This is a genomic window from Streptomyces sp. NBC_01334 (genome assembly GCF_035983595.1).
GTDB lineage: Bacteria > Actinomycetota > Actinomycetes > Streptomycetales > Streptomycetaceae > Streptomyces > Streptomyces coriariae.
This window is the reverse complement of the sequence record NZ_CP130719.1, coordinates 245,899-263,307: the sequence shown is the minus strand read 5'-3', so window position 1 is coordinate 263,307 and position 17,409 is coordinate 245,899. Positions and strand designations below refer to the sequence as shown.

Annotated in this window: 17 protein-coding genes; 7 read left to right on the top strand and 10 right to left on the bottom strand. The window is 70.0% G+C overall.

Annotation, left to right across the window (positions count from 1 at the left end; genetic code table 11):
• Nucleotides 1-171: 171 nt before the first annotated feature.
• Both OG736_RS45760 and OG736_RS45755 read right to left on the bottom strand, forming a co-directional pair.
• Complete coding sequence (locus OG736_RS45760) at nt 172-1,074, bottom strand: MBL fold metallo-hydrolase (protein WP_327188101.1); 903 nt, start codon at nt 1,072-1,074, stop codon at nt 172-174.
• 51 nt (nt 1,075-1,125) lie between these two features.
• Entirely contained in the window at nt 1,126-2,388 is a 1,263-nt protein-coding gene (locus tag OG736_RS45755) for an MFS transporter (RefSeq protein ID WP_327188100.1), read from the bottom strand.
• Between the two features lie 128 nt (nt 2,389-2,516).
• Here OG736_RS45755 and OG736_RS45750 point away from each other — a divergent pair, with 128 nt between their 5' ends.
• The 4 genes from OG736_RS45750 to OG736_RS45735 all read left to right on the top strand — a co-directional run bounded on the left by OG736_RS45750 (nt 2,517) and on the right by OG736_RS45735 (nt 5,958).
• A complete protein-coding gene (locus OG736_RS45750) occupies nt 2,517-2,726 on the top strand; it encodes a hypothetical protein (protein ID WP_327188099.1) in 210 nt (69 codons plus the stop codon).
• Nucleotides 2,713-4,104: an amidase gene (locus OG736_RS45745; protein ID WP_327188098.1), complete on the top strand. Its 1,392-nt coding sequence runs from the start codon at nt 2,713-2,715 to the stop codon at nt 4,102-4,104. The genes OG736_RS45750 and OG736_RS45745 overlap by 14 nt, the downstream gene beginning before the upstream one ends.
• A gap of 155 nt (nt 4,105-4,259) precedes the next feature.
• The gene (locus OG736_RS45740; protein WP_327188097.1) at nt 4,260-4,838 is read left to right on the top strand and encodes a TetR/AcrR family transcriptional regulator; all 579 of its coding nucleotides are present in this window, start codon (nt 4,260-4,262) and stop codon (nt 4,836-4,838) included.
• Between the two features lie 556 nt (nt 4,839-5,394).
• Complete coding sequence (locus OG736_RS45735) at nt 5,395-5,958, top strand: cysteine hydrolase family protein (protein WP_327188325.1); 564 nt, start codon at nt 5,395-5,397, stop codon at nt 5,956-5,958.
• Nucleotides 5,959-6,160: 202 nt separating this feature from the next.
• Here the strand turns inward: OG736_RS45735 and OG736_RS45730 are convergent, their stop codons facing one another.
• The 6 genes from OG736_RS45730 to OG736_RS45705 all read right to left on the bottom strand — a co-directional run bounded on the left by OG736_RS45730 (nt 6,161) and on the right by OG736_RS45705 (nt 9,676).
• Nucleotides 6,161-6,433 carry a hypothetical protein gene (locus OG736_RS45730; protein ID WP_327188096.1) on the bottom strand — a complete coding sequence of 91 codons (273 nt, stop codon included), beginning with the start codon at nt 6,431-6,433 and terminating at the stop codon, nt 6,161-6,163.
• 58 nt (nt 6,434-6,491) lie between these two features.
• Nucleotides 6,492-6,614: a hypothetical protein gene (locus OG736_RS45725; RefSeq protein WP_327188095.1), complete on the bottom strand. Its 123-nt coding sequence runs from the start codon at nt 6,612-6,614 to the stop codon at nt 6,492-6,494.
• 225 nt (nt 6,615-6,839) lie between these two features.
• Nucleotides 6,840-7,508, bottom strand: coding sequence for a nucleotidyl transferase AbiEii/AbiGii toxin family protein (locus tag OG736_RS45720; protein ID WP_327188324.1), 669 nt, complete (start codon nt 7,506-7,508; stop codon nt 6,840-6,842).
• Between the two features lie 5 nt (nt 7,509-7,513).
• On the bottom strand, nt 7,514-7,855 hold the full coding sequence (locus OG736_RS45715) for a hypothetical protein (RefSeq protein ID WP_442817232.1): 342 nt from the start codon (nt 7,853-7,855) through the stop codon (nt 7,514-7,516).
• Nucleotides 7,856-8,177: 322 nt separating this feature from the next.
• Nucleotides 8,178-9,107 (bottom strand): helix-turn-helix domain-containing protein, encoded by a 930-nt coding sequence (locus tag OG736_RS45710; protein ID WP_327188093.1) that lies wholly within the window; start codon nt 9,105-9,107, stop codon nt 8,178-8,180.
• A 395-nt stretch (nt 9,108-9,502) separates the two neighbouring features.
• Nucleotides 9,503-9,676, bottom strand: coding sequence for a hypothetical protein (locus OG736_RS45705; protein WP_327188092.1), 174 nt, complete (start codon nt 9,674-9,676; stop codon nt 9,503-9,505).
• 422 nt (nt 9,677-10,098) lie between these two features.
• On the opposite strand from OG736_RS45705, the gene OG736_RS45700 reads away from it, so the two are divergent.
• Nucleotides 10,099-12,597, top strand: coding sequence for an outer membrane protein assembly factor BamB family protein (locus OG736_RS45700; RefSeq protein WP_327188091.1), 2,499 nt, complete (start codon nt 10,099-10,101; stop codon nt 12,595-12,597).
• A gap of 559 nt (nt 12,598-13,156) precedes the next feature.
• The gene (locus OG736_RS45695) at nt 13,157-13,876 is read left to right on the top strand and encodes an HNH endonuclease family protein (RefSeq protein ID WP_327188090.1); all 720 of its coding nucleotides are present in this window, start codon (nt 13,157-13,159) and stop codon (nt 13,874-13,876) included.
• 112 nt (nt 13,877-13,988) lie between these two features.
• Here the strand turns inward: OG736_RS45695 and OG736_RS45690 are convergent, their stop codons facing one another.
• Nucleotides 13,989-14,462, bottom strand: a complete 474-nt coding sequence (locus OG736_RS45690) for a lamin tail domain-containing protein (protein ID WP_327188089.1) — start codon at nt 14,460-14,462, stop codon at nt 13,989-13,991.
• Between the two features lie 397 nt (nt 14,463-14,859).
• Here OG736_RS45690 and OG736_RS45685 point away from each other — a divergent pair, with 397 nt between their 5' ends.
• Nucleotides 14,860-15,513, top strand: coding sequence for a DUF6417 family protein (locus tag OG736_RS45685; RefSeq protein ID WP_327188088.1), 654 nt, complete (start codon nt 14,860-14,862; stop codon nt 15,511-15,513).
• A gap of 38 nt (nt 15,514-15,551) precedes the next feature.
• On the opposite strand, the gene OG736_RS45680 is transcribed toward OG736_RS45685, so the two are convergent.
• The gene (locus OG736_RS45680) at nt 15,552-17,405 is read right to left on the bottom strand and encodes an NACHT domain-containing protein (protein WP_327188087.1); all 1,854 of its coding nucleotides are present in this window, start codon (nt 17,403-17,405) and stop codon (nt 15,552-15,554) included.
• Nucleotides 17,406-17,409 lie beyond the last annotated feature (4 nt).

Genomic DNA, 17,409 nt, shown 5'->3' with positions numbered 1-17,409 from the left:
GCAGCGCGGGAAACCCATCGACTCGAGCCGGCTATCCCCCGTACGTAGACGCCCTTCGCGTACTTGTCCCTGGCGTGTTCGACCTCGGCGGCGAATTCGAGAGGAGCGGCCCTGGTGGGGTCCGAGGGGCTGGGCCATACCTGCGGTGACCGAGACGGCGTGGCAACGGCATCAGGAAGCGGGGACGGGATCCAACCGGTAGGCGTCCCCATGGGCGACCACGCGGCCGGCGGTGGGCGGTGCGAAGTGGGTGCCGAGGAGGAGGGTGTCCGTGCCGGCGAGGGAGCCGAGCAGTTCGCGGCGGGTGGCCTCGGACTGCCGCGGGTCGATGTCGACGCAGGCGCCGATGACGGGGTGGGCGAGCTGGACGGGGTGGTGGACGCAGTCGCCGGAGATCAGCGCCGTCTCACCCTGGCTGGTCAGTTCCACGGCGACGTGGCCGGGGGTGTGGCCGGGTGTCGGGATCAAGCGCAGGCCGGGGGAGATCTCGGCCCCCTCGTGCGGGACGTCGACCGTGCTCAGCAGACCCGCCTGTTCGACCGGGATCACGGAGTCGCGGAACATCTGTTCGCGAGGCTCCTCCATGTCGTACGTGGCCCAGAACTCCCGCTCGGCGCGGGAGGTGAGGTAGCGGGCGTTGGGGAAGGTGGGGACCCATTCGCCGTTCACCTGCCGTGTGTTCCAGCCGACGTGATCGGCGTGCAGGTGAGTGAGGATCACCAGGTCGACGGAGTCCGGGGGGAAACCGGCGCCGGTGAGGTGCTCCAGGAAGTCGGTCCGCAGGTCGTGCCAGGCCGGGTTGGCCCGCTCCTTGCCGTTGCCGATGCCGGTGTCGACGACAACGCGCAGCCCGTTCACGACGAACGCGAAGCTGTGGCTGTCGATGTGCAGAATCCCGTCCTGGCCGGCGAAGTGGGGGTGCAGCCAGTCCTGGGCGGTCACCATCTCAGGGGTGGCGTCGGGCAGCAGCCAGGGTCCGGTCGCGGGCGGCAGGGCGACTTCGTCGATGCGGTGGACGGTGACGCCGCCCACGGTCCAGGAGGGGACGGGGGTGGCGGCGGGGGAGGTGTGCATGGTGTGTCGTTTCCTTTGGTTCTCTTCAGTGGGAGCGGTCGGTTGTTCTCTTCAGTGGGAGCGGTCGGCTTCGGGGCGGGCCGCCCCGTGTCGTGACGCGGTGAGTGCCGCCAGGGCCGCCAGAGCGAGGAGAGCGGCGGTGATGGCGTAGGCGTGTGAGGTGGCCCCCAGTCCGTAGTGCTGGGTGGCGGCGCCCGCGGCGACGGCGGGCAGGCTCATGGAGAGGTAGCTGAGGATGTAGTAGGCGGCCAGTGTCGCGGCGCGGTCCCGCTCGTCGAGCGAGGCGAGGAGCATACGCAGCGCCCCCTGGGAAACAGCGCCGAAGGCGATGCCGGCCAGTACCGCGCCGCCGTAGACCGCGGGCAGCCCGGCGCCGTGCAGACCGCTCAGGGTCAGGGCCGCGGCGGGCAGGACGGACAGGCAGCCGCCGATCGCCGTGGCGCGGGGCGGCCTGCGCCGCAGCGCCCATACGGTGAGCGCGGCGGTGGCACTGAGGGTGAAGAAGACCATGCCACGGGCTGCTTGCGGGGCGTCGGGGGCCACCAGGCCTACGAGGGCCGGGCCGAGGGAGGAGTAGAAGCCGCCCAGCGCCCAGACGGTGCCGACAGCTGCGCCCGCGGCCAGCAGGGTGCGGCGGACCGGGGGCGGGACGCCAGCCCGCGGGCGCAGCGACCGCAGCGCTCCCACGCGGCGGTGGGCCGTCTCCGTGGTGAAGGTGGCCGCGATCGCCTGGGTGAGGAACAACGCCGCCAGCAGTACGTAGACGGTGACGGTGGGGGCGGGGGCGAAACGGACGAGCAGGGTGGAAACGAGCACGCCGGTGGCCATACCGGCGACAGGGGTGACGCTGTTGGCCAGGGCGGACCGGCCCGGGCGCCGGGGGTTCTCCAGGTCGAGGAGCGCCGCGCCCGCGGCGCTGGTGGCCGCGCCGGTGGCCGCTCCTTGCAGGACCCGGGCGATGGTCAGGGAGCCCGCGCCGTCCGCTGAGGCCAGGAGGACCATGGAGGCGGCCGCCATGAGCAGGGCGCCTGCCAGGACGGGGCGTCGCCCCAGGTGGTCGGAGAGCGCTCCGGTGGTGAGCAGGGCCAGCAACAGGGCCAGGGCGTACGCGCTGAAGACCACGGTGAGGGCGAGCGCGGAGAGGCCCCACTGGTCCTGGTAGAGAGGGTAGAGCGGGGTCGGAGCGCTGGACGCGGCCAGGAGGGCCGCGAGTATCGACACGTCGAGGGCGAAAGAAGCCGTGCGCCTCTTCGTACGGGCGCGGGCGGCCCGATGGGCGACGTGCGCGGGTGCGTCGGACATGACGCCGGGCATGGGACTCCTTCCGTAAATGCAATGAATTTGCGTTAACCCGACCGTAGGACCTATGGTCGGGTTAACGCAAATTGTTGGCTTTTAGTGCGGGGTGCTTCGTTGCCACGCCCCCTGATCAGGAGAAACCCGTGCCCTCCGTTGAACTCACGCCGCCCGAGGCCGCCCGCTGGGCCGCCCGTGCCGGACTTCCGCTGCCCGATGACCGCCACGCCGCAGTCGCCGCCACCGCCAACCACATCCACTCCGTCGTCTCGGTCCTGCGTGAGCTGGACTTCGGGGACACCCCGCCCGCCGGCGCCTACCGCGCCGGAAAGGAGAAGCACGATGCAGCCGTATGAGCTGACCCTCGCCGACGCCGCGCAGCAGATCCGGGCCCGCCGGCTGTCCCCCGTCGAGCTGGTGGACTCGGTCCTCGAACGCATCGACCAGGTGGACCCGCACGTCGAGGCGTACGTCGCGGTCACCGCTGAGCAGGCCCGCGGCGCGGCGCGGGAGGCCGAGCAGGAAGCGGCCCGCGGCATGTTCCGGGGATCGCTGCACGGCGTCCCGGCCGGGCTCAAGGACCTGATCGACGTCGCCGGTTCGCCCACCAGCGCCAGTTCCCGGGTCCGGGCCGGCCACCGCGCCGCCGCCGACAGCACGGTCGCCGCCCGGCTGCGGACCGCAGGCTCCGTCCTGGTCGGCAAGACCCACACCCACGAGTTCGCCTACGGCCTGACCACCCCGCAGACCGCCAACGCCTGGGACCGCGGCCGGGTCGCGGGAGGCTCCAGCGGCGGGTCCGCCGTCGCAGTGGCGGCCGGGGCGGCGACCTTCGCCCTCGGCACCGACACCGGCGGGTCGATCCGGGTTCCCGCCGCGCTGAACGGGGTCGTCGGCCTCAAGCCGACCTACGGGCTGGTGCCGCGCCACGGCGTCACATCGCTGTCCTGGTCGCTGGACCACGTCGGCCCGGTCACCCGCACCGTCGAGGACGCGGCCCTGGTCCTGAACGTCCTCGCCGGACACGACCCGTGTGACCCCGCCTCGCTGGACGCCCCCGCCGTCGACCACCGGCCGGAACGGGAGCCGGACCTGGCGGGCGTGCGCGTCGGGGTACCGCGCAACTACTACTTCGACCATGTCGACGCGGAGGTGGAGACCGCCGTCCGCCGGGGCATCGCGCAGCTGGAGACGCTCGGCGCCCATCTCGTCGAGATCGACATCCCGATGACCCGGTACATCCAGGCCACCCAGTGGGGGCTGATGGTGCCGGAGGCCACCGCCTACCACGAGGGCACGCTGCGTACCGTCCCCGAGCTGTACGGGGCGGACGTCCGCATCCTCCTGGAGGCCGGTGAGCTGATGGGCGCGGGCGACTATCTGCGTGCCCAGCGCTCCCGGACGCTCATGCAGGAAGAATGGGCCCGCATTCTGGAGAAGGTCGACGTGATCGCCGCCCCGGCGGTCCCGATGACCGCGGTGAAGACCGGCCAGGAGAGCGTCACCTGGTCCGACAGCTCGACCGAGGCCGTCTCCGACGCCTACGTGCGTCTGTCCTCCCCGGCCAACATCACCGGAGTGCCCGCCCTGTCCGTCCCGGTGGGCCACGACACGGCAGGCATGCCGATCGGCATGCAGCTGCTCGGGCGACCCTTCGGCGAGCGGCAGCTGCTGCGGGTGGGCCACGCCTACGAGCGGACGCAGCCCGCCCGATCGCTCGCGCCGGCCGCCTGAGAGCGGCCTGCGGGCCGGACGGTTCCGGACCGGCCCCTATGCCGTTCGGCTCCGGTCGGGATCAGGACCGGATGCCCGCAGCGAGGGGGCCCTGGCGCGGCCGTCGAGCCGGCACGCTCCTCCTAAACGCAAGAACTGTGCTTTAAGGTGGAGTCATGAGTCGTAAGCCGATGGTGCGCCCCGGCGGGCGCAGTGCACGGGTCCAGGCTTCGGTGCACACCGCTGTCCGCGACATCCTGTCGGAGCGGGGCCGCGATGCGGTGACCGTCCCGCTGGTCGCCCAGCGCGCCGGAGTCACCCCCTCGACGATCTACCGCCGCTGGGGCGACCTTCAGGAGCTGCTGTCGGACGTCGCGGTGGAGCGCCTGCGGCCCGACACTGCGCCGGAGGACCACGGTGACCTGCTGTCCGACCTGACGGCCTGGGCCGAACAGTTCCTTGACGAGATGTCGTCCCCCTCCGGCCGCGCCTACATCCGTGACGCTCTGCTCGGAGACCCGGACGGCAGCTACGCCGGTCAGTGCTCGGCCTACGCGGCCGAACAGGTCGACGTCATGCTCGCCCGCGCGATCGGCCGCGAGGAGAACACTCCCGACGTCGAGACGGCGATGGACCGCGTGGTCGCCCCCATGATGTACCGCATCCTCTTCCGCCCGGCCGGACTCGACGCCGCGTACGCCCGTCGGCTGGTGACCGAGCTCCTCGACGCGGGCGAAGAACACCCCCTCCCATGATCCAGATTCCTCGCGGCGCGCGCAGGAGGCGCCCAGATTCACCGTTGCTCATGCCCGCGGGCTGTCGCGGCTCGGGCGAGGCGAGGGCCTTCGGCTTGTGGCGTGGTCCGTGGAGGTCACCGCTCTGGTCGGTAGGAGCCGCGGCGGCCACGACCTTCTTGCCGAGGCTGGTGAGCTGCATGGGGTGTTTGACTCCGCCGCGGACCAGGAGCTCGCCGTCCAGGTCCTGTTCCAGCTTGCGGATCTGTTCCTGCCGCCGGCCGCAGCAGAGCGGGCAGGCCAACCAGCCTTGCTGCCGCGGCGGCGGTTGTACGTGGCCTCCGCCGAGGATGTGCCCACACGGGAGGCTGCGCCGCTTGAGCCGCCGCCGCTCCAGCTCCTCGAGCCGCCGGTATGCCGTCGCGCGACCGGGCAGCTTCACCTCGCCTTCGCCATAGCGGGCTTCCAGGCGTGGGCCGACGGAGCGGATCACCTTCCCACAGGGCGGCTTCGATTCCTTTCCGTGCTCGGCATGCCCGACTTGCTCCTGTTCTTCCACAGAGAAGGGACGGCGAGCATGGCAAACAGTGCGCTTCTGGTGATGGACGTCCAACGGGACGTTGTGGCCATCGCCGACGACGGTTCCGGATATCTGCCCCGCTTGCGCAGCGCGATCGACGGTGCCCGGGCTGCAGGCATCCCCGTGATCTACGTGGTGATGGGGTTACGGCCGGGCGATCCAGGAGTCAGCCCTCGCAACAGGGTGATGACAAACGTCGTGCGGGCCGGCCTGTTCACCGAGGGCGCCCCTGGCACCGAGATCCATGACGACGTCGCCCCCCAGCAGGGCGACGTCGTGGTGACCAAGAGACGAGGGAGCGCGTTCTCGGGCAGCGACCTCGACTTGGTACTCAGGGCTCGCGATATCGACAGCCTTGTTCTCACCGGCATCGCCACCAGCGCTGTAGTGCTGTCCACCCTGTGGCACGCCATCGACCTGGACTTCGACCTCACCGTCCTGGCGGACGCCTGCCTCGACACCGACCCCGAGGTACACACGATGCTCACCGAAAAGCTGTTCCCGCAGTGGGCAGACGTCCTCACCGCCGAGGACTGGCTCAAAGCCATCGCACCGCAATAGCGGAAGGCCGTCCTGGCAAGCCGGCATCGCCTCCCATCGTCCGGGAAGAGGTCAGTCGACGGATTTGCCCGGGCCTGGGTGAGGGTGCCAAGCGGCTCGGTCCAGTGTAGAAGCGGTCCACCTGCCGCAGTGCGAGCTGCCCGGACCCGCCGCCCAGCACCAGCCATAAAACGCCACAAATCACCAGTTCTGACGCAGCTTTTCAGGGCGCCCTCCACTCGTGTGGTCCGCCTCCACGCCATTCCACCCAGCGTGGATCGTCCAGCACGCCCTCGGGACCGTCGATGCCCGCGGCTTCGAGGAACACCACCAGGTCGTGATCGCTGTAGGCGGTGCCGAGGATCTCGTCCCGACCGTGCGAGTGCACGGTGACACTCCGACCACCGGTGCGCGAGGGCTGGTGTACGACAATCGGAGCGCTGGTCCCGCCTCCCAGCCTGCTCCTGGCAGGGCCGTGCGGCGCGTCGCCTGCCATTGTCAGGAGGGTGCCGGACCACCCCGGCCTGAGGGCACCGCGAGCGTGTGGCCCACGGTCACGCAAGCAGCCTGACCCGTACCGCACCACTCTGTTCGCGGCTGATCTCGCTGACGCCGTCCAGTCCGTAGGCAGCCTCGAACCAGATCCGGCCCTCCTCCACGACCATCACGCTTGCCACGGCAGCTGGAACAGTCGTGCGGCCATCGCGGCGATGCGGTCGAATGCCCCGCCGGGCCGGGTGTCGAGGATGCCGTAGCGGCGTACCGCCTTCATCCGGGCTGCCTCGTCTGCCGCGACGCCACGGGATCCGTTGACGTATTGCGGCAAGTCGTCTCACGGCTGGACCGCTTCATCGGCTCTCTCGGCCATTAGAAATCACCCAACAAGATCGCCCGGGCAGGCTCTAGTCGAGGTCCGGATCGTCGACTTCCTCGAGGATGCGGGCTGCGAGGTCGTCGGCCCATGCCACTGCCCAGCGGCGCAGGGCGGTGATGGTGGTCGGGTCGAGGCCATACGCGGCGAATGCCTCGTCGTCGGTCCAGTCGGCACCCGCAAGGTTGGCCTGGAGGTCCTCGCGGTCGAAGCGCCCCCGGGCGTGGCGTCGGCCGAATTCTTCGAGCTCTGCGGTGTTCCAGCGCCGGGAGGCCGCGAATACGTCGATCAGGTCACGAGGGGCACCGCGGTCGCCGAGCGCACGGACTTTGGTGCCGATCACGTCCTCCTCCGCAAGGACGGGGCCGTAGCGGCTCTGTGCGACGGGACGCCAGAAGATCTCCTTGAGGACGTCGACCTCGCACTCTTCGCCTGTGGCGGGGTCGGTGACGGTGAAGCGGGCCGACAGCGGAGCGGTCTCCAGCGACTGCACGTGCCAGCCTCGTGCTTGCAGCCCATCGCGAAGGGCAATGGCGATGTCAGTCATCGGAGCGGGGTTCTCGGTGGCGACGTCGAGGTCCTGGCTGGGGCGGTCGACGAGCCGGTGTGCCCGTACGGCGTACCCGCCGGTTAGGACCAGGGGGTACGGGGCGCCGAGGGCGATCACATCCGCCAGGAGCCTTGCGTGCAGCTCCGGCATGTCTGTCACGCGGTTGCTCGAGCCCTGGCAGCCAGCTGGGGGAAAGCGTCCTCCCACACGGCGCGCACAGTGCGGCCGACGAGGGTGCGCAGGATCGGCCACATCTGTACGAGTAGGTCCTTGTTGAGGTAGCGCGAGACGTCTTCGCCAAGGCCCTCGTGCAGCACCGTGCGGTACAGGCCCATGCGCTGGCGCGGCTTGTCCAGGTTGTAGACGGTCATGCCGGACCACGCCACATGCAACGGCAGTGCCACGTCCCCATGCTTGGGACCCCGCAATTCCTCGAGCGAGGCCGGCAATCGCCGCCGGAACTTCTCCCGGTACAGCGCAAGGTCCTCGGCGTACATACCGGTCGGATCCGGTGTCCGCGACGCTGATGGTTGAGCGCTGGCAGCCATGACCCCATTATGACGGTGCTGAAGGACGGCGGGCCCCGGGCCTGCGACGTGGCTGTCCGAAAGGGCGAACGCAGTCGCGTGGTGTAGGCGGGCCGGGGCGCCAACGGGTGCCGTGCGCGGCGCGGCGGTCACACCGCGCACAGTCGAGGTCGGACTCACTCCAAGCCCACCGGCGCGGACCTGTCGCAGGGTGCAGTGCAGCGCCGCGGCTCGGGCTCCCGTCCTGCGGTAGCCCTGAGGGCCTCGGCACGGCACTGGGGAGCAGGGACGTTCAGTCGACGCCGAGGCCACAGCGTTTGGATCCTGAGCCGGGTGAATCGCTCTCCTGCGGGTAGGGGTGCCCCGCCGCGTCGATGAATGTCTTGGTGACGTCGGTGATGAAGTCGCGGCTGCGGTCAGGATCGAGGGCCTGGGCCCGGAGGTAGTCGTGCAGCACGCTGTAGTGCTCCACGTCGGATGGATTGTCCAGGTAGAGGTCGCTGGTGAACCGTTCCAGATAGACCACCGCTGCGGAGCTGCCGGCAGAATGCAGGACGGAGAACTGCCCCGACAGGCCCGGGTGAGCGCCTGCGGTGTAGGGGAGGATCTGCACGGTGATGTGCGGCTCGGCGCCGAGGGCGTTCAGGTGTTCCAGTTGTTCGCGCATGATGTCGGGGCTGCCGACGGCGCGCCGCAGTGCCGTTTCGTCCAGGACGACCCGCAGGTGCAGCGGGCGGGCCAGGTCGTAGATCCGGTGCTGGCGGCGCAGCCGCACCTTGAGACGCGTGCGAGCCCCTTCGACGGTGAGCAGGGGGATCGTTTCCCAGATGACCGCGTGGGCGTAGGCGGGTGTCTGCAGCAGTCCGGGGATCGCCATGGGCTCGTAGGTGCGGAGGGAGGTGGCGTCCGTCTCCAGGGCGATGTAGACGCTCTGCGGGATGTCGCCGTAGGCGTGCCACCAGCCCTGCTGTCCGGATTCCCTGGCCATCTCCATCAGTGAGTCGATGACCTGCGGGTCCGTCACTCCGTAGATCGCGCACAGGTCGCGTACGTCGCGGGGGCTGATGGTGCGGCGGCCGTTCTCCAGGTGGCTGATCTTGGGCTGGGAGACCATGAGGAGCTCGGCCACTTCCGTGCCCTTCAGCCCACTGGCCTGGCGGAGCCGACGGAGCTCGGCTCCCAGACGGCGTCTCCTGACGGTGGGGTTGATGTTCGCCGCCACGAGCGGTGTACCTCCGGCTCCAAGTCATGCTGCTGGCCCGCAGACTGCCACGGAGCATGGGGTGTGGATCGTGCGCCATGCCGTCTTGTTCGCTGGGCGGTCAAAGCGGCCCGTGACCCTGTCAGAGCCGGCGTGCGCGGTGAGGGCCGCGCGGGCGCAGCTCGCGGCGGGCCGCCCCGGGGCGGCGATCGAGCTGCTCGCACCGGGAGGGAGCAATAGGCGGTGCGCAGCAGGCGATTGCGCAGCGCTTGGTGGTCTGCGCAATTGCTCCCGAGGCCTGCGCAATGGCCCCGACCACAGGCCCGACCACGGTGGGCCGGGACCCCGACCACAAGCCCGACCACCGCAGGTCAGCGCGTTGCTCAGACATTGCGCACACGCCTGGAGACAAGGCCTCAGCGGGCGACCACCGGGGTGATCAGCGCGGCCAGGGCCGTCACTCCCGCGAGCCCGACAAGTAGCGGCTGCACCCAGGCCGGGTGTCGACGGGCGACATAGACAAGGGCGCCCATGACGAGGAGGCCGACAAGGCCGAGCAGCAGGACGACGAGCAGCGCCAGCGTGGACACGGAAGTGGATCCCCCTGTGTTGGTCGGTGAGAGCGAAAGATGGCCTGTCAGGCCACAGGTGCTACGAGCTGACGGGCCGCCGGCCGGCGAACGGCTGACCGGACGGCCTCGGGCGGCGGATAGCGCAATCTGCCGTTCGACGTTCTTCAGCTGACGGTGGGGTATCTGAGGGTGCAGTGGTGGCCCAACGCCGGACTGCGTGATCCCGGTCAGGTTGGTCGATAGCGGGCGGCAAGTGGTCGGGATCAGGCGGTTCTGTTGCGATGTGTGCATGGGGGACTGCCTTGGTGCGGGGTGTGTGAGGGTGGAGCACCAGCCTGGGGGCAAGGATCGTTGTCCACGACGGGGTTGGGGCGCCTGGGCAGGTGGGCGGGCGTTTAGGAGGTGGACGCGCCTGGACGAGAAGCGGGAGGACGTGGGGGATGCCCGACGGTCAGCAGCCGAAGCCGCGGGTCGGGCGGCGAGAGGGGCCGCTCGCCGGAGTCAGTCCGCAGGGAGATGCCCTGGCAGCCTGGCTGCGACAGATCACCGCGGGCAGGACCCTGGATCAGCTGGTCGCTGAGTTCAACACCTACCAGCGCGCCACATGGGGAGAATTCCGCAACGGCCGCAAGCCGATCCCCCTGCCCCTGCTGCGCAAGGTGGTCACCTGCCTGATCACCGAACCGAGCCGGCAGGCCGGGGAGTTGGAACGCGGCCGTGAGCTGTTTCGTGCGGCTGCATCCGCGGCCGCGGCGAAGGACCGTGCCGTCGCCTCTGGCGGGGCGGGTCTGTCGGTGCGTGAGCTGCAGATCCGCCTGGACGATGCACGGCGCGGCCACATCGAGGTCCAGCAAGCGCTGCTGGACAACCAGAGCACCGTTCGCGTACTCGAAGCGACGATCACCTCGCTCGAGGAGCGCTGCGCGCAGCTGGAGGCGGAGCGGGACAAGGCGCTGGGGCAGGCCCGGTCGGTTGCGGCGGTGCAGCGAGACTTGGAGGCGTTCACCAGGACGCTCGCGCAGGCCGAGGTACGGCTGGAACTGGCGTTCCACGACCGTGCGTCCGCCGAGGTACTCCTCGCCGACGTCCGCCGTCAGGCGCAGAGCTACCGGCGCGCTCTTCACGCCCTCAACCAGAACGCCCCTTCCGGCGCCGACCAGCACGACACCGCCCGCGATGACGCGTCGGGCGGTGATCCGCGCACCACCGCGGTTCATCAGCAGCCTCAGCAGTGGGAGTACGAAGCGCTCCTGGAAACGGTCGACAACCGGCGGACGGCACGCCACAAGCAGCTCGCGGGCGTACGCCGACGTCTGGGGATTCAAGCGCCGGAGGCTCCGGACGACGAGTCCGCGACCGTGATCGAAGGCGCGGTCTGGGTTGTCCAAGCCCCAGGTCTGGACAACCCAGACAATGCCCCGACCAGCCATCAGTCCAAGCTGGAGTCGCCAGGAGACGATGCTCCCGCGCATGGGCGGGCAGTAGCCGAATCCGCGACGGCGACCGCCGCGCCCCCTTCTCCCGTGGCGGCTTCGCCAACGAGGCGGCTGACCGGCAGACGAGCCCGACCCACCCCCGGCAGGCCGGCCAGCGCTCCTGAGACGTTGCCGGGCAGCGGGGATGGCGCCTCAACGGACGGTGTGGAGCGCGGACGCATGCCCTGGACGCAGCGGAGCGTCCGCGCTCTGCGAGACCGCCGGCTGCATGCCGCTGCCACTGTCCTGCTGCTCGCCCTGACCGCCACGACCGCAGCACCCCCGCCCCGCACACCGCCTGCCTCACAAGAGAGGCATGCGGCAAGACATCCCGTCACAGCTGCCGAGCACGTCCCGCCCGTCCGGTGGACAGCGTCCTTCCCCTACGGCATCGACCTCGACGCGGTCACCAGTGACACCTTCTTCCTCCAGGACTCCGACACGATCCAAGCGGTGGACATCGCCACCGGCACCACGCGATGGCGGGAACCGTCCCCCGTCGTCGACATTGCGGGGCCAATGGCCGCAGACGATCACGCCGTCTACCCCACTCAAGACGCCGTCGTCCAGGCCCGCGACAGCAGCACCGGATCCTTCAAGTGGGAACGAAATCTGTCGAACCTGCGGCCCACAAGCGCCGACCCCGATCTTTTCGGCGTAGTCAGCGCCACGCTGAGCAGGACATCCGATGTCCTGTACGTCGTCATCTGGGCGGGGTCGACGGAGCGGGTGACAGCCGCGCTCAGCACGCGTACCGGCACCGTGCTCTGGCACACCGGAAGTGAATTCCTTACGGAAATCGGTGCCACCTGCCTGATGAGCAGCGACATAGAAACACAAGGTGTCGACTGCCTCAGCGGCATCTCACAGTGGAAGGCAGACCAAACAGCTGAGACAGCAGTATCAACTGGCACCGCAATCATGGCCGCCTGCGACACCGAAGGCCGCATCCGCAGTTTCAACGCCGTCACCGGCCGCCAGTTGTGGCAGACCGCCGGCCCGTACCCCAACCCGCTGACGAGCCTGCAGGCAGCGAACGGGTTGATCTACTTCACCGACTACAACGGACGCCTCTACGCGCTGGACGCCGCCACCGGCACCCCCCGCTGGTCGGCACCCACCGATCTCACCCGGAAGACACCCGCCATCGACCGCGATCACGTCTACGCGACGGGCCTCGACAAGCACCTTTACGCCTTCGACGCCACAACCGGCGCCCGCGTCTGGGCCGCCCCCACAGGCGACTACATCACCGCAGACCCCCAAGTCGTAGGAAACACCGTGTACGCCGGCGGAAGAGACGGACGGCTCCACGCCATCAACCGCACCAACGGCACCCACCGATGGACCACACCCGCCAGCGAGGCAGCCATCACCTACCTCCACGCCACCCCCGAACACGTCACCACCCTCACGGACACCAACAGCAGGGCCCAAGCCAACCCCATCGCCCAACAGCGCTGACACCACCAAACAGCCCGCCGCCCTCGCCCCGCCCTCACCTGCTGGACAACCCAGACCGGCTCCTGCGCCGTCTGACAGAGCAAGACGCACAAGTACGGCCACGGCAGCAGCCCCCTTTCTGGGGGCGTTGCCTTGTACCGAGCACCGCCCTGGGCGCTTCGTACACCGACACCGCGATCGCCCCCGCAGGCAATAGGTGAGGCACGGGGACACTGTCCCCTCCACAACCACGCCCTTCACAACACAGCCGGCCCCGGCGGCCCCGCGCCGTGCACTGGGCGGGCTCCCGTCCCGGCTCGGGGGAAACACGGGGCGGGAGCCCTGGTGCCAGCTTCCCCGCCGTCCGGAAATACGGGTGCGTCAGGCGCTGCGTGGCCCGCGCGCCGCGGTCTTCATCGTGGCCGGCTTCTTCGCTGGTCCCACCCTGCAGGGCGCCTGGTTGGGGACCGCCTTGCACGCCTGCTGTGGCGTTTCTCCAGGTGAACTCCTGCACCCGCCCGGGTGAAGCGCTCTTCCCCGCCCTGCTGCTCCTAAGGGGCTGGCCGCTACAACCCGGGGTGTGATCAAGAAACTGCCCCGCGTCGCCGCCGTGCTCGCCCTCTCGGTGCTGCCCCTGACCGCCCCGGCCTCCGCTGCAACGACTGCCCAGCCATCACTTGCTGCCGTAGGTCCGGCTTTCGTGGCCTCGGCGCCTGCGGCCGCGCAGGATGTGCCGCTGTTCCAGGCCCTGGAGTGGATCGGCGAGGCTCCCGAGAGCCGGGACGGCTACAGCCGGGACCTGTTCAAACACTGGAACAAGGGCCTCAACCCCACCGACGGATGCGACACCCGCAAAGAGGTCATCCTGTCCGAGGCCAAACTCGCCCCTGAGACCGGAGCAAGGTGCGCGCTGTCAGGCGGACGCTGGTTCTCCGAATACGACCACGTGTGGGTGACCGCGGCATCCTCACTCGACGTCGACCACATGGTCCCCCTCGCCGAAGCCTGGGACTCCGGGGCATCCGCCTGGACGGCCGCCCGGCGCGAGGCGTACGCGAACGATCAGGGGGCCCCGGCGTCGCTGATCGCGGTCTCGGGCAGCTCCAACCGCTCCAAGAGCGACAAGGACCCCGCGGACTGGCTGCCCGTCGAGGGCTACCGGTGTGAGTACGGCGGGGCGTGGGTGGCGACCAAGCTGCGCTGGCAGTTGCCCGCCGACCCTGCCGAGCGCGACGCACTGACCCGCCTGGCGGAGGCCTGCCCTGACACCACGGTCAGCTACGAGCAGGTACCGCAGTGACCGTGGCCGGCGCATGACGCCGGGCGGCGTGCCCGCCCTTGGAGAGGGTGGGCACGCCGCCCGGGTCAGGTCTGCCGAGCCGCCGCGCGGCTCCTGCGGGCCGGTGTGCGGGTCAGTGGCGGCCGCCGCGACGGTGGCCCCAGGACTCGTCGTCGACGAAGCGGCCGTGGTCGTTGCGCAGGGTCGCAGTGTCGTGGTCGTTGTTCCACACATACGCGCGGCGGTCCTGGTAGAGGTCGGCGCGGGTGTCACGCCCCTCGCCGGTGTGGATCCGGACCGTGGCACGGCCCGCCAGACGGTAGTGGTCGAAGGTGTATGTGTGGCCGGACTCGTCCCTCAGGGTCCAGCCGTCCAGGTTGACCGCGTAGCGGGTGGTGTTCGTCAGCTCCACCCACTCCTTGTTCAGCGAGCGGTTGGTGCGGTCGTCGCGGCCCGGGGAGTCGTACTGCACGTCCGAGATCTCCACCTGCGGGTGGTGCGGGCGGGCGTGGTCGGCTGCGGTCGCGGGCAGCGCCGCCACGGAGACGAGGGCGCCGGCGGAGAGTGCGGCGGCGGCCAGACGGCGGGCGGTGACAGAAGCGGTCAAGGAGTCCCCCTGATGGTGCGGGCACCTTCCCAGAAGCGGCCGTCTCGGTCGCTTCGGAAAGTAGGTGCGGTGTGCGGGTGGCGGCCGGACCGGCCGCGCACCCACACTCTGTCCAACCCGCGCGGCAGTTGGGGAGGAAACACGACCTGTGTTACCTATTACCCGCATTCCTGTGACTCTTAAATGCATCGTCCATTTATGCCTCGCATGCACAATGTTGACGCCCCGGCAGGTTGCGGGCCCTTGCGGGAGTTCACCGCTCACCCGGGTGCGCCGCCCCGCCCCCGGGCCGGGCGTCACCCGAAAGTGAGTAACAGCCCAGCCGCCGGCCGGCCGTGACGCCGGCGCTCCGGCGCCGGTTGAGCCATACCAGGACGGGCATGCGCGGGAGGAAACGATGGCCGCCGACGACAAGACCCTCGACCTGCTGAGGACCGTGGAGGCTCGCCGCTGCGGGGCGGAGCACGGCTGGGCGGTGGATGCGGTGCTGGTGCCCGTGAAGCAGCGTGTGCTCAACCTCGCCGACCGCGGCCTCATCGAACTCGCCGACCGGGAGGAACGCGCAGCGCTCTCGGCATGGGAGGGCCGCCCTGTGAGGTGGGCGGCCCGCCTGGCACCCGACGGTCACGACCTCCTCCTCTACGCCGCCTCCCGCCCCCGGCACACTGCACCCGCCGGCGGTCCCGGACCGGAGCGCCGGCGGGTCGAGCTGTGTCTGTCCCAGATGGCCGCTCTGTGGCAGGCCGTCAGCCTCGGCGCGCGCCTGCGGCGGCCGCTCGCCGACGGTCTCACCGACGAGGTCCGCACCGCGTGCTGCGACCACCGGGTGAAGCGGTGGGTCCTGCACCTGACCGACGACCAGATCGCCTCCGTGGCGTACGTGTTCTGGCTGCACAAGACGACCGGCTCCGCACTCGAAGCCAACCGCTTCGCGCGCGACACCGGCGTCACCCACCGGCCCGTCCCCGCGCGGCGCACGGCGATTCCCGATCGCGCACCGCTCCTGCACCGCCCGCCATCGGCCGTACCTGCCGATGATGGGGGACTGTAATGAACGCGCACGCGGGAGCCCTTCCGCATGGCCGGGGTTCAGCCGCGGTCGTACTTAATCTGCGCGCCTGGAAACAGCTCGGCATGGCGTGCGAGGTCGTCAGGGTCCAGATGCATTCCGTCCGATCTGATCAGGACCCTACGCAGCCGGGGCATCCGGGCGGCGAGCGTCTGGAGAACGTGGTCGCCGTAGCTCGCCGGGACTCGAAGGTCCTCGATACCGGGCAATTCCGGCACCAGATACTCAGGAAAGGGGAGCGGTCCATACAAGGAGAGGCTGGTGAGCGCCGGATGTTCGGCGATCTCACGCCAGTCGGCCGCGGTCAGCGCCGTACTCAAGGAGCTGAGGCAGAGCGCTTCGAGCCCAGGCCACTGCGACAGTCCGCGCAGTCCCGTGGCGGACGTGCTGTTGTGCCCCAGGTAGAGGTACTCCAGCCGGGCCTCGGTGGGCAGTGCGTCCGGAAGGGCGGCGCCGTTGAGCCGCTGGCCGATCGACAGATGATCGAGCGAGTGCAGTCCGTCCAGTCCGGTGAGGTCGGCGATCGGGGTGAACACTGCGAGGTCGGTGACTGTCAGTTCCGACAGCGGCTCCAGGCCGTGCACCGCGGGGCACTCCACGATCCACAGTCCGACCAGGGATGGGAACGCCGACAGCTTCTCCAGACTTGTCAGAGCCGCATTTCGCTCCAGAGAAAGGGTGTTGACCGCCGCAGGCTCGACGACGGCGTCGGCCATCTCGTGCAGGGCGAGGGAGCCACGGAACGCCACGCTCCGCCACGGACGCATCAGCCGGAGCGCGGCCCGCTGCTCGGCCGACTCGCAGACCACGAACAGTCGGTCCCGGGTCAAGTGGTCGAGCACCTCGGTGGCATACTCCCCCGCGTCGAAGCGGCTCCAGGAGCCGGCGAGCTGACGCCGTACGGCCAGCGCCGGATGGTCACGGTAGCGGCGCAGTACACCGATGGCGCCGACGGGTTCGGCTGTGCCCAGGACGGAGGCGGTGACCGTGACGCAGCGGGCTTCGAGTGCGGTCAGTCCCTCGGGTCCTGGCAGCAATTCCAGAACCAACGGTCCGGCTCCGGCCAGGGCGAGTGCCTCCCGCGTCGTTCGCGGCGGGATCAGTGCGGCCGCACGCTCCTCCACTTCCAGGCGTACCGTCGGATCCAGCGCTGCCGCGTGCTCCAGGCAGGCCAGCGCCAGCAGGGTCAGCCGTGGTACGTCGCGTGCCAGCAACTGCCGTAGCAGCAGGCCTCGTTCGCGGGGCCGGGCGTGCCCCACGGCCATGCGAACGACGTCCTCCCACTGGGCGTCGTCCGCATGGCCGACGAGGACATCGAGATGTCCCTCCTCGATCGCGTAGCGGGCGCCCAGATAGTCCTGAAAAGTGCGGTGCACGAAGTCGACCACGCCTTCGGCGGGCTGGCGCAGTAGGCCGCTGCGCAGGAGCAGGGTGCGGAGCAGCGTCGATGCGTCGAGCCGGCCCGACGTGGTGGCGAGTACGGGAAGGCACCGCTCGACGATCCCTTCAGCCGTGCCGACGCTCATCTCGGCGCGGCCGCTGAGGACCATGGCGTAGGCCAACCGCTGAAGGATCTCCAGCTGGGCTTCCTCGCCGAGTTCCCCGCCGTCCACTGCGGCCATGCCCCGCTCCCGGTCACGGCGGGCGAGCAGCATCGAGAGGGCTGCGTCGTACACCTCCTTGCGGCCGGTGGGGAGGTAACCGCGGCGCTCGCGGTGAAGCGCGCAGATCAGACCGCACATGAGAGGGTTGGTCGCGATGCGCGCGAGGTCGCGTTTGCTGCGCAGAGCGTCCAGGAGCTGCCCCTCGTACTCGCGCGCCTGGGCCGCTCGGTGCCAGCGCCGGACGAAGGTGGTGACCTCAAGGCGCTGCATCGGG

Excerpts from the sequence above, each read along its gene's own strand:
- OG736_RS45730 (WP_327188096.1), bottom strand. The coding sequence starts at position 6,433 with ATGGCAGGCGACGCGCCGCACGGCCCTGCCAGGAGCAGGCTGGGAGGC.
- OG736_RS45680 (WP_327188087.1), bottom strand. The coding sequence starts at position 17,405 with ATGCAGCGCCTTGAGGTCACCACCTTCGTCCGGCGCTGGCACCGAGCG.
- OG736_RS45685 (WP_327188088.1), top strand. The coding sequence starts at position 14,860 with ATGGCCGCCGACGACAAGACCCTCGACCTGCTGAGGACCGTGGAGGCT.
- OG736_RS45700 (WP_327188091.1), top strand. The coding sequence starts at position 10,099 with ATGCCCGACGGTCAGCAGCCGAAGCCGCGGGTCGGGCGGCGAGAGGGG.
- OG736_RS45760 (WP_327188101.1), bottom strand. The coding sequence starts at position 1,074 with ATGCACACCTCCCCCGCCGCCACCCCCGTCCCCTCCTGGACCGTGGGC.
- OG736_RS45715 (WP_442817232.1), bottom strand. The coding sequence starts at position 7,855 with ATGTACGCCGAGGACCTTGCGCTGTACCGGGAGAAGTTCCGGCGGCGA.
- OG736_RS45745 (WP_327188098.1), top strand. The coding sequence starts at position 2,713 with ATGCAGCCGTATGAGCTGACCCTCGCCGACGCCGCGCAGCAGATCCGG.
- OG736_RS45740 (WP_327188097.1), top strand. The coding sequence starts at position 4,260 with ATGAGTCGTAAGCCGATGGTGCGCCCCGGCGGGCGCAGTGCACGGGTC.
- OG736_RS45735 (WP_327188325.1), top strand. The coding sequence starts at position 5,395 with ATGGCAAACAGTGCGCTTCTGGTGATGGACGTCCAACGGGACGTTGTG.
- OG736_RS45720 (WP_327188324.1), bottom strand. The coding sequence starts at position 7,508 with ATGCCGGAGCTGCACGCAAGGCTCCTGGCGGATGTGATCGCCCTCGGC.
- OG736_RS45755 (WP_327188100.1), bottom strand. The coding sequence starts at position 2,388 with ATGCCCGGCGTCATGTCCGACGCACCCGCGCACGTCGCCCATCGGGCC.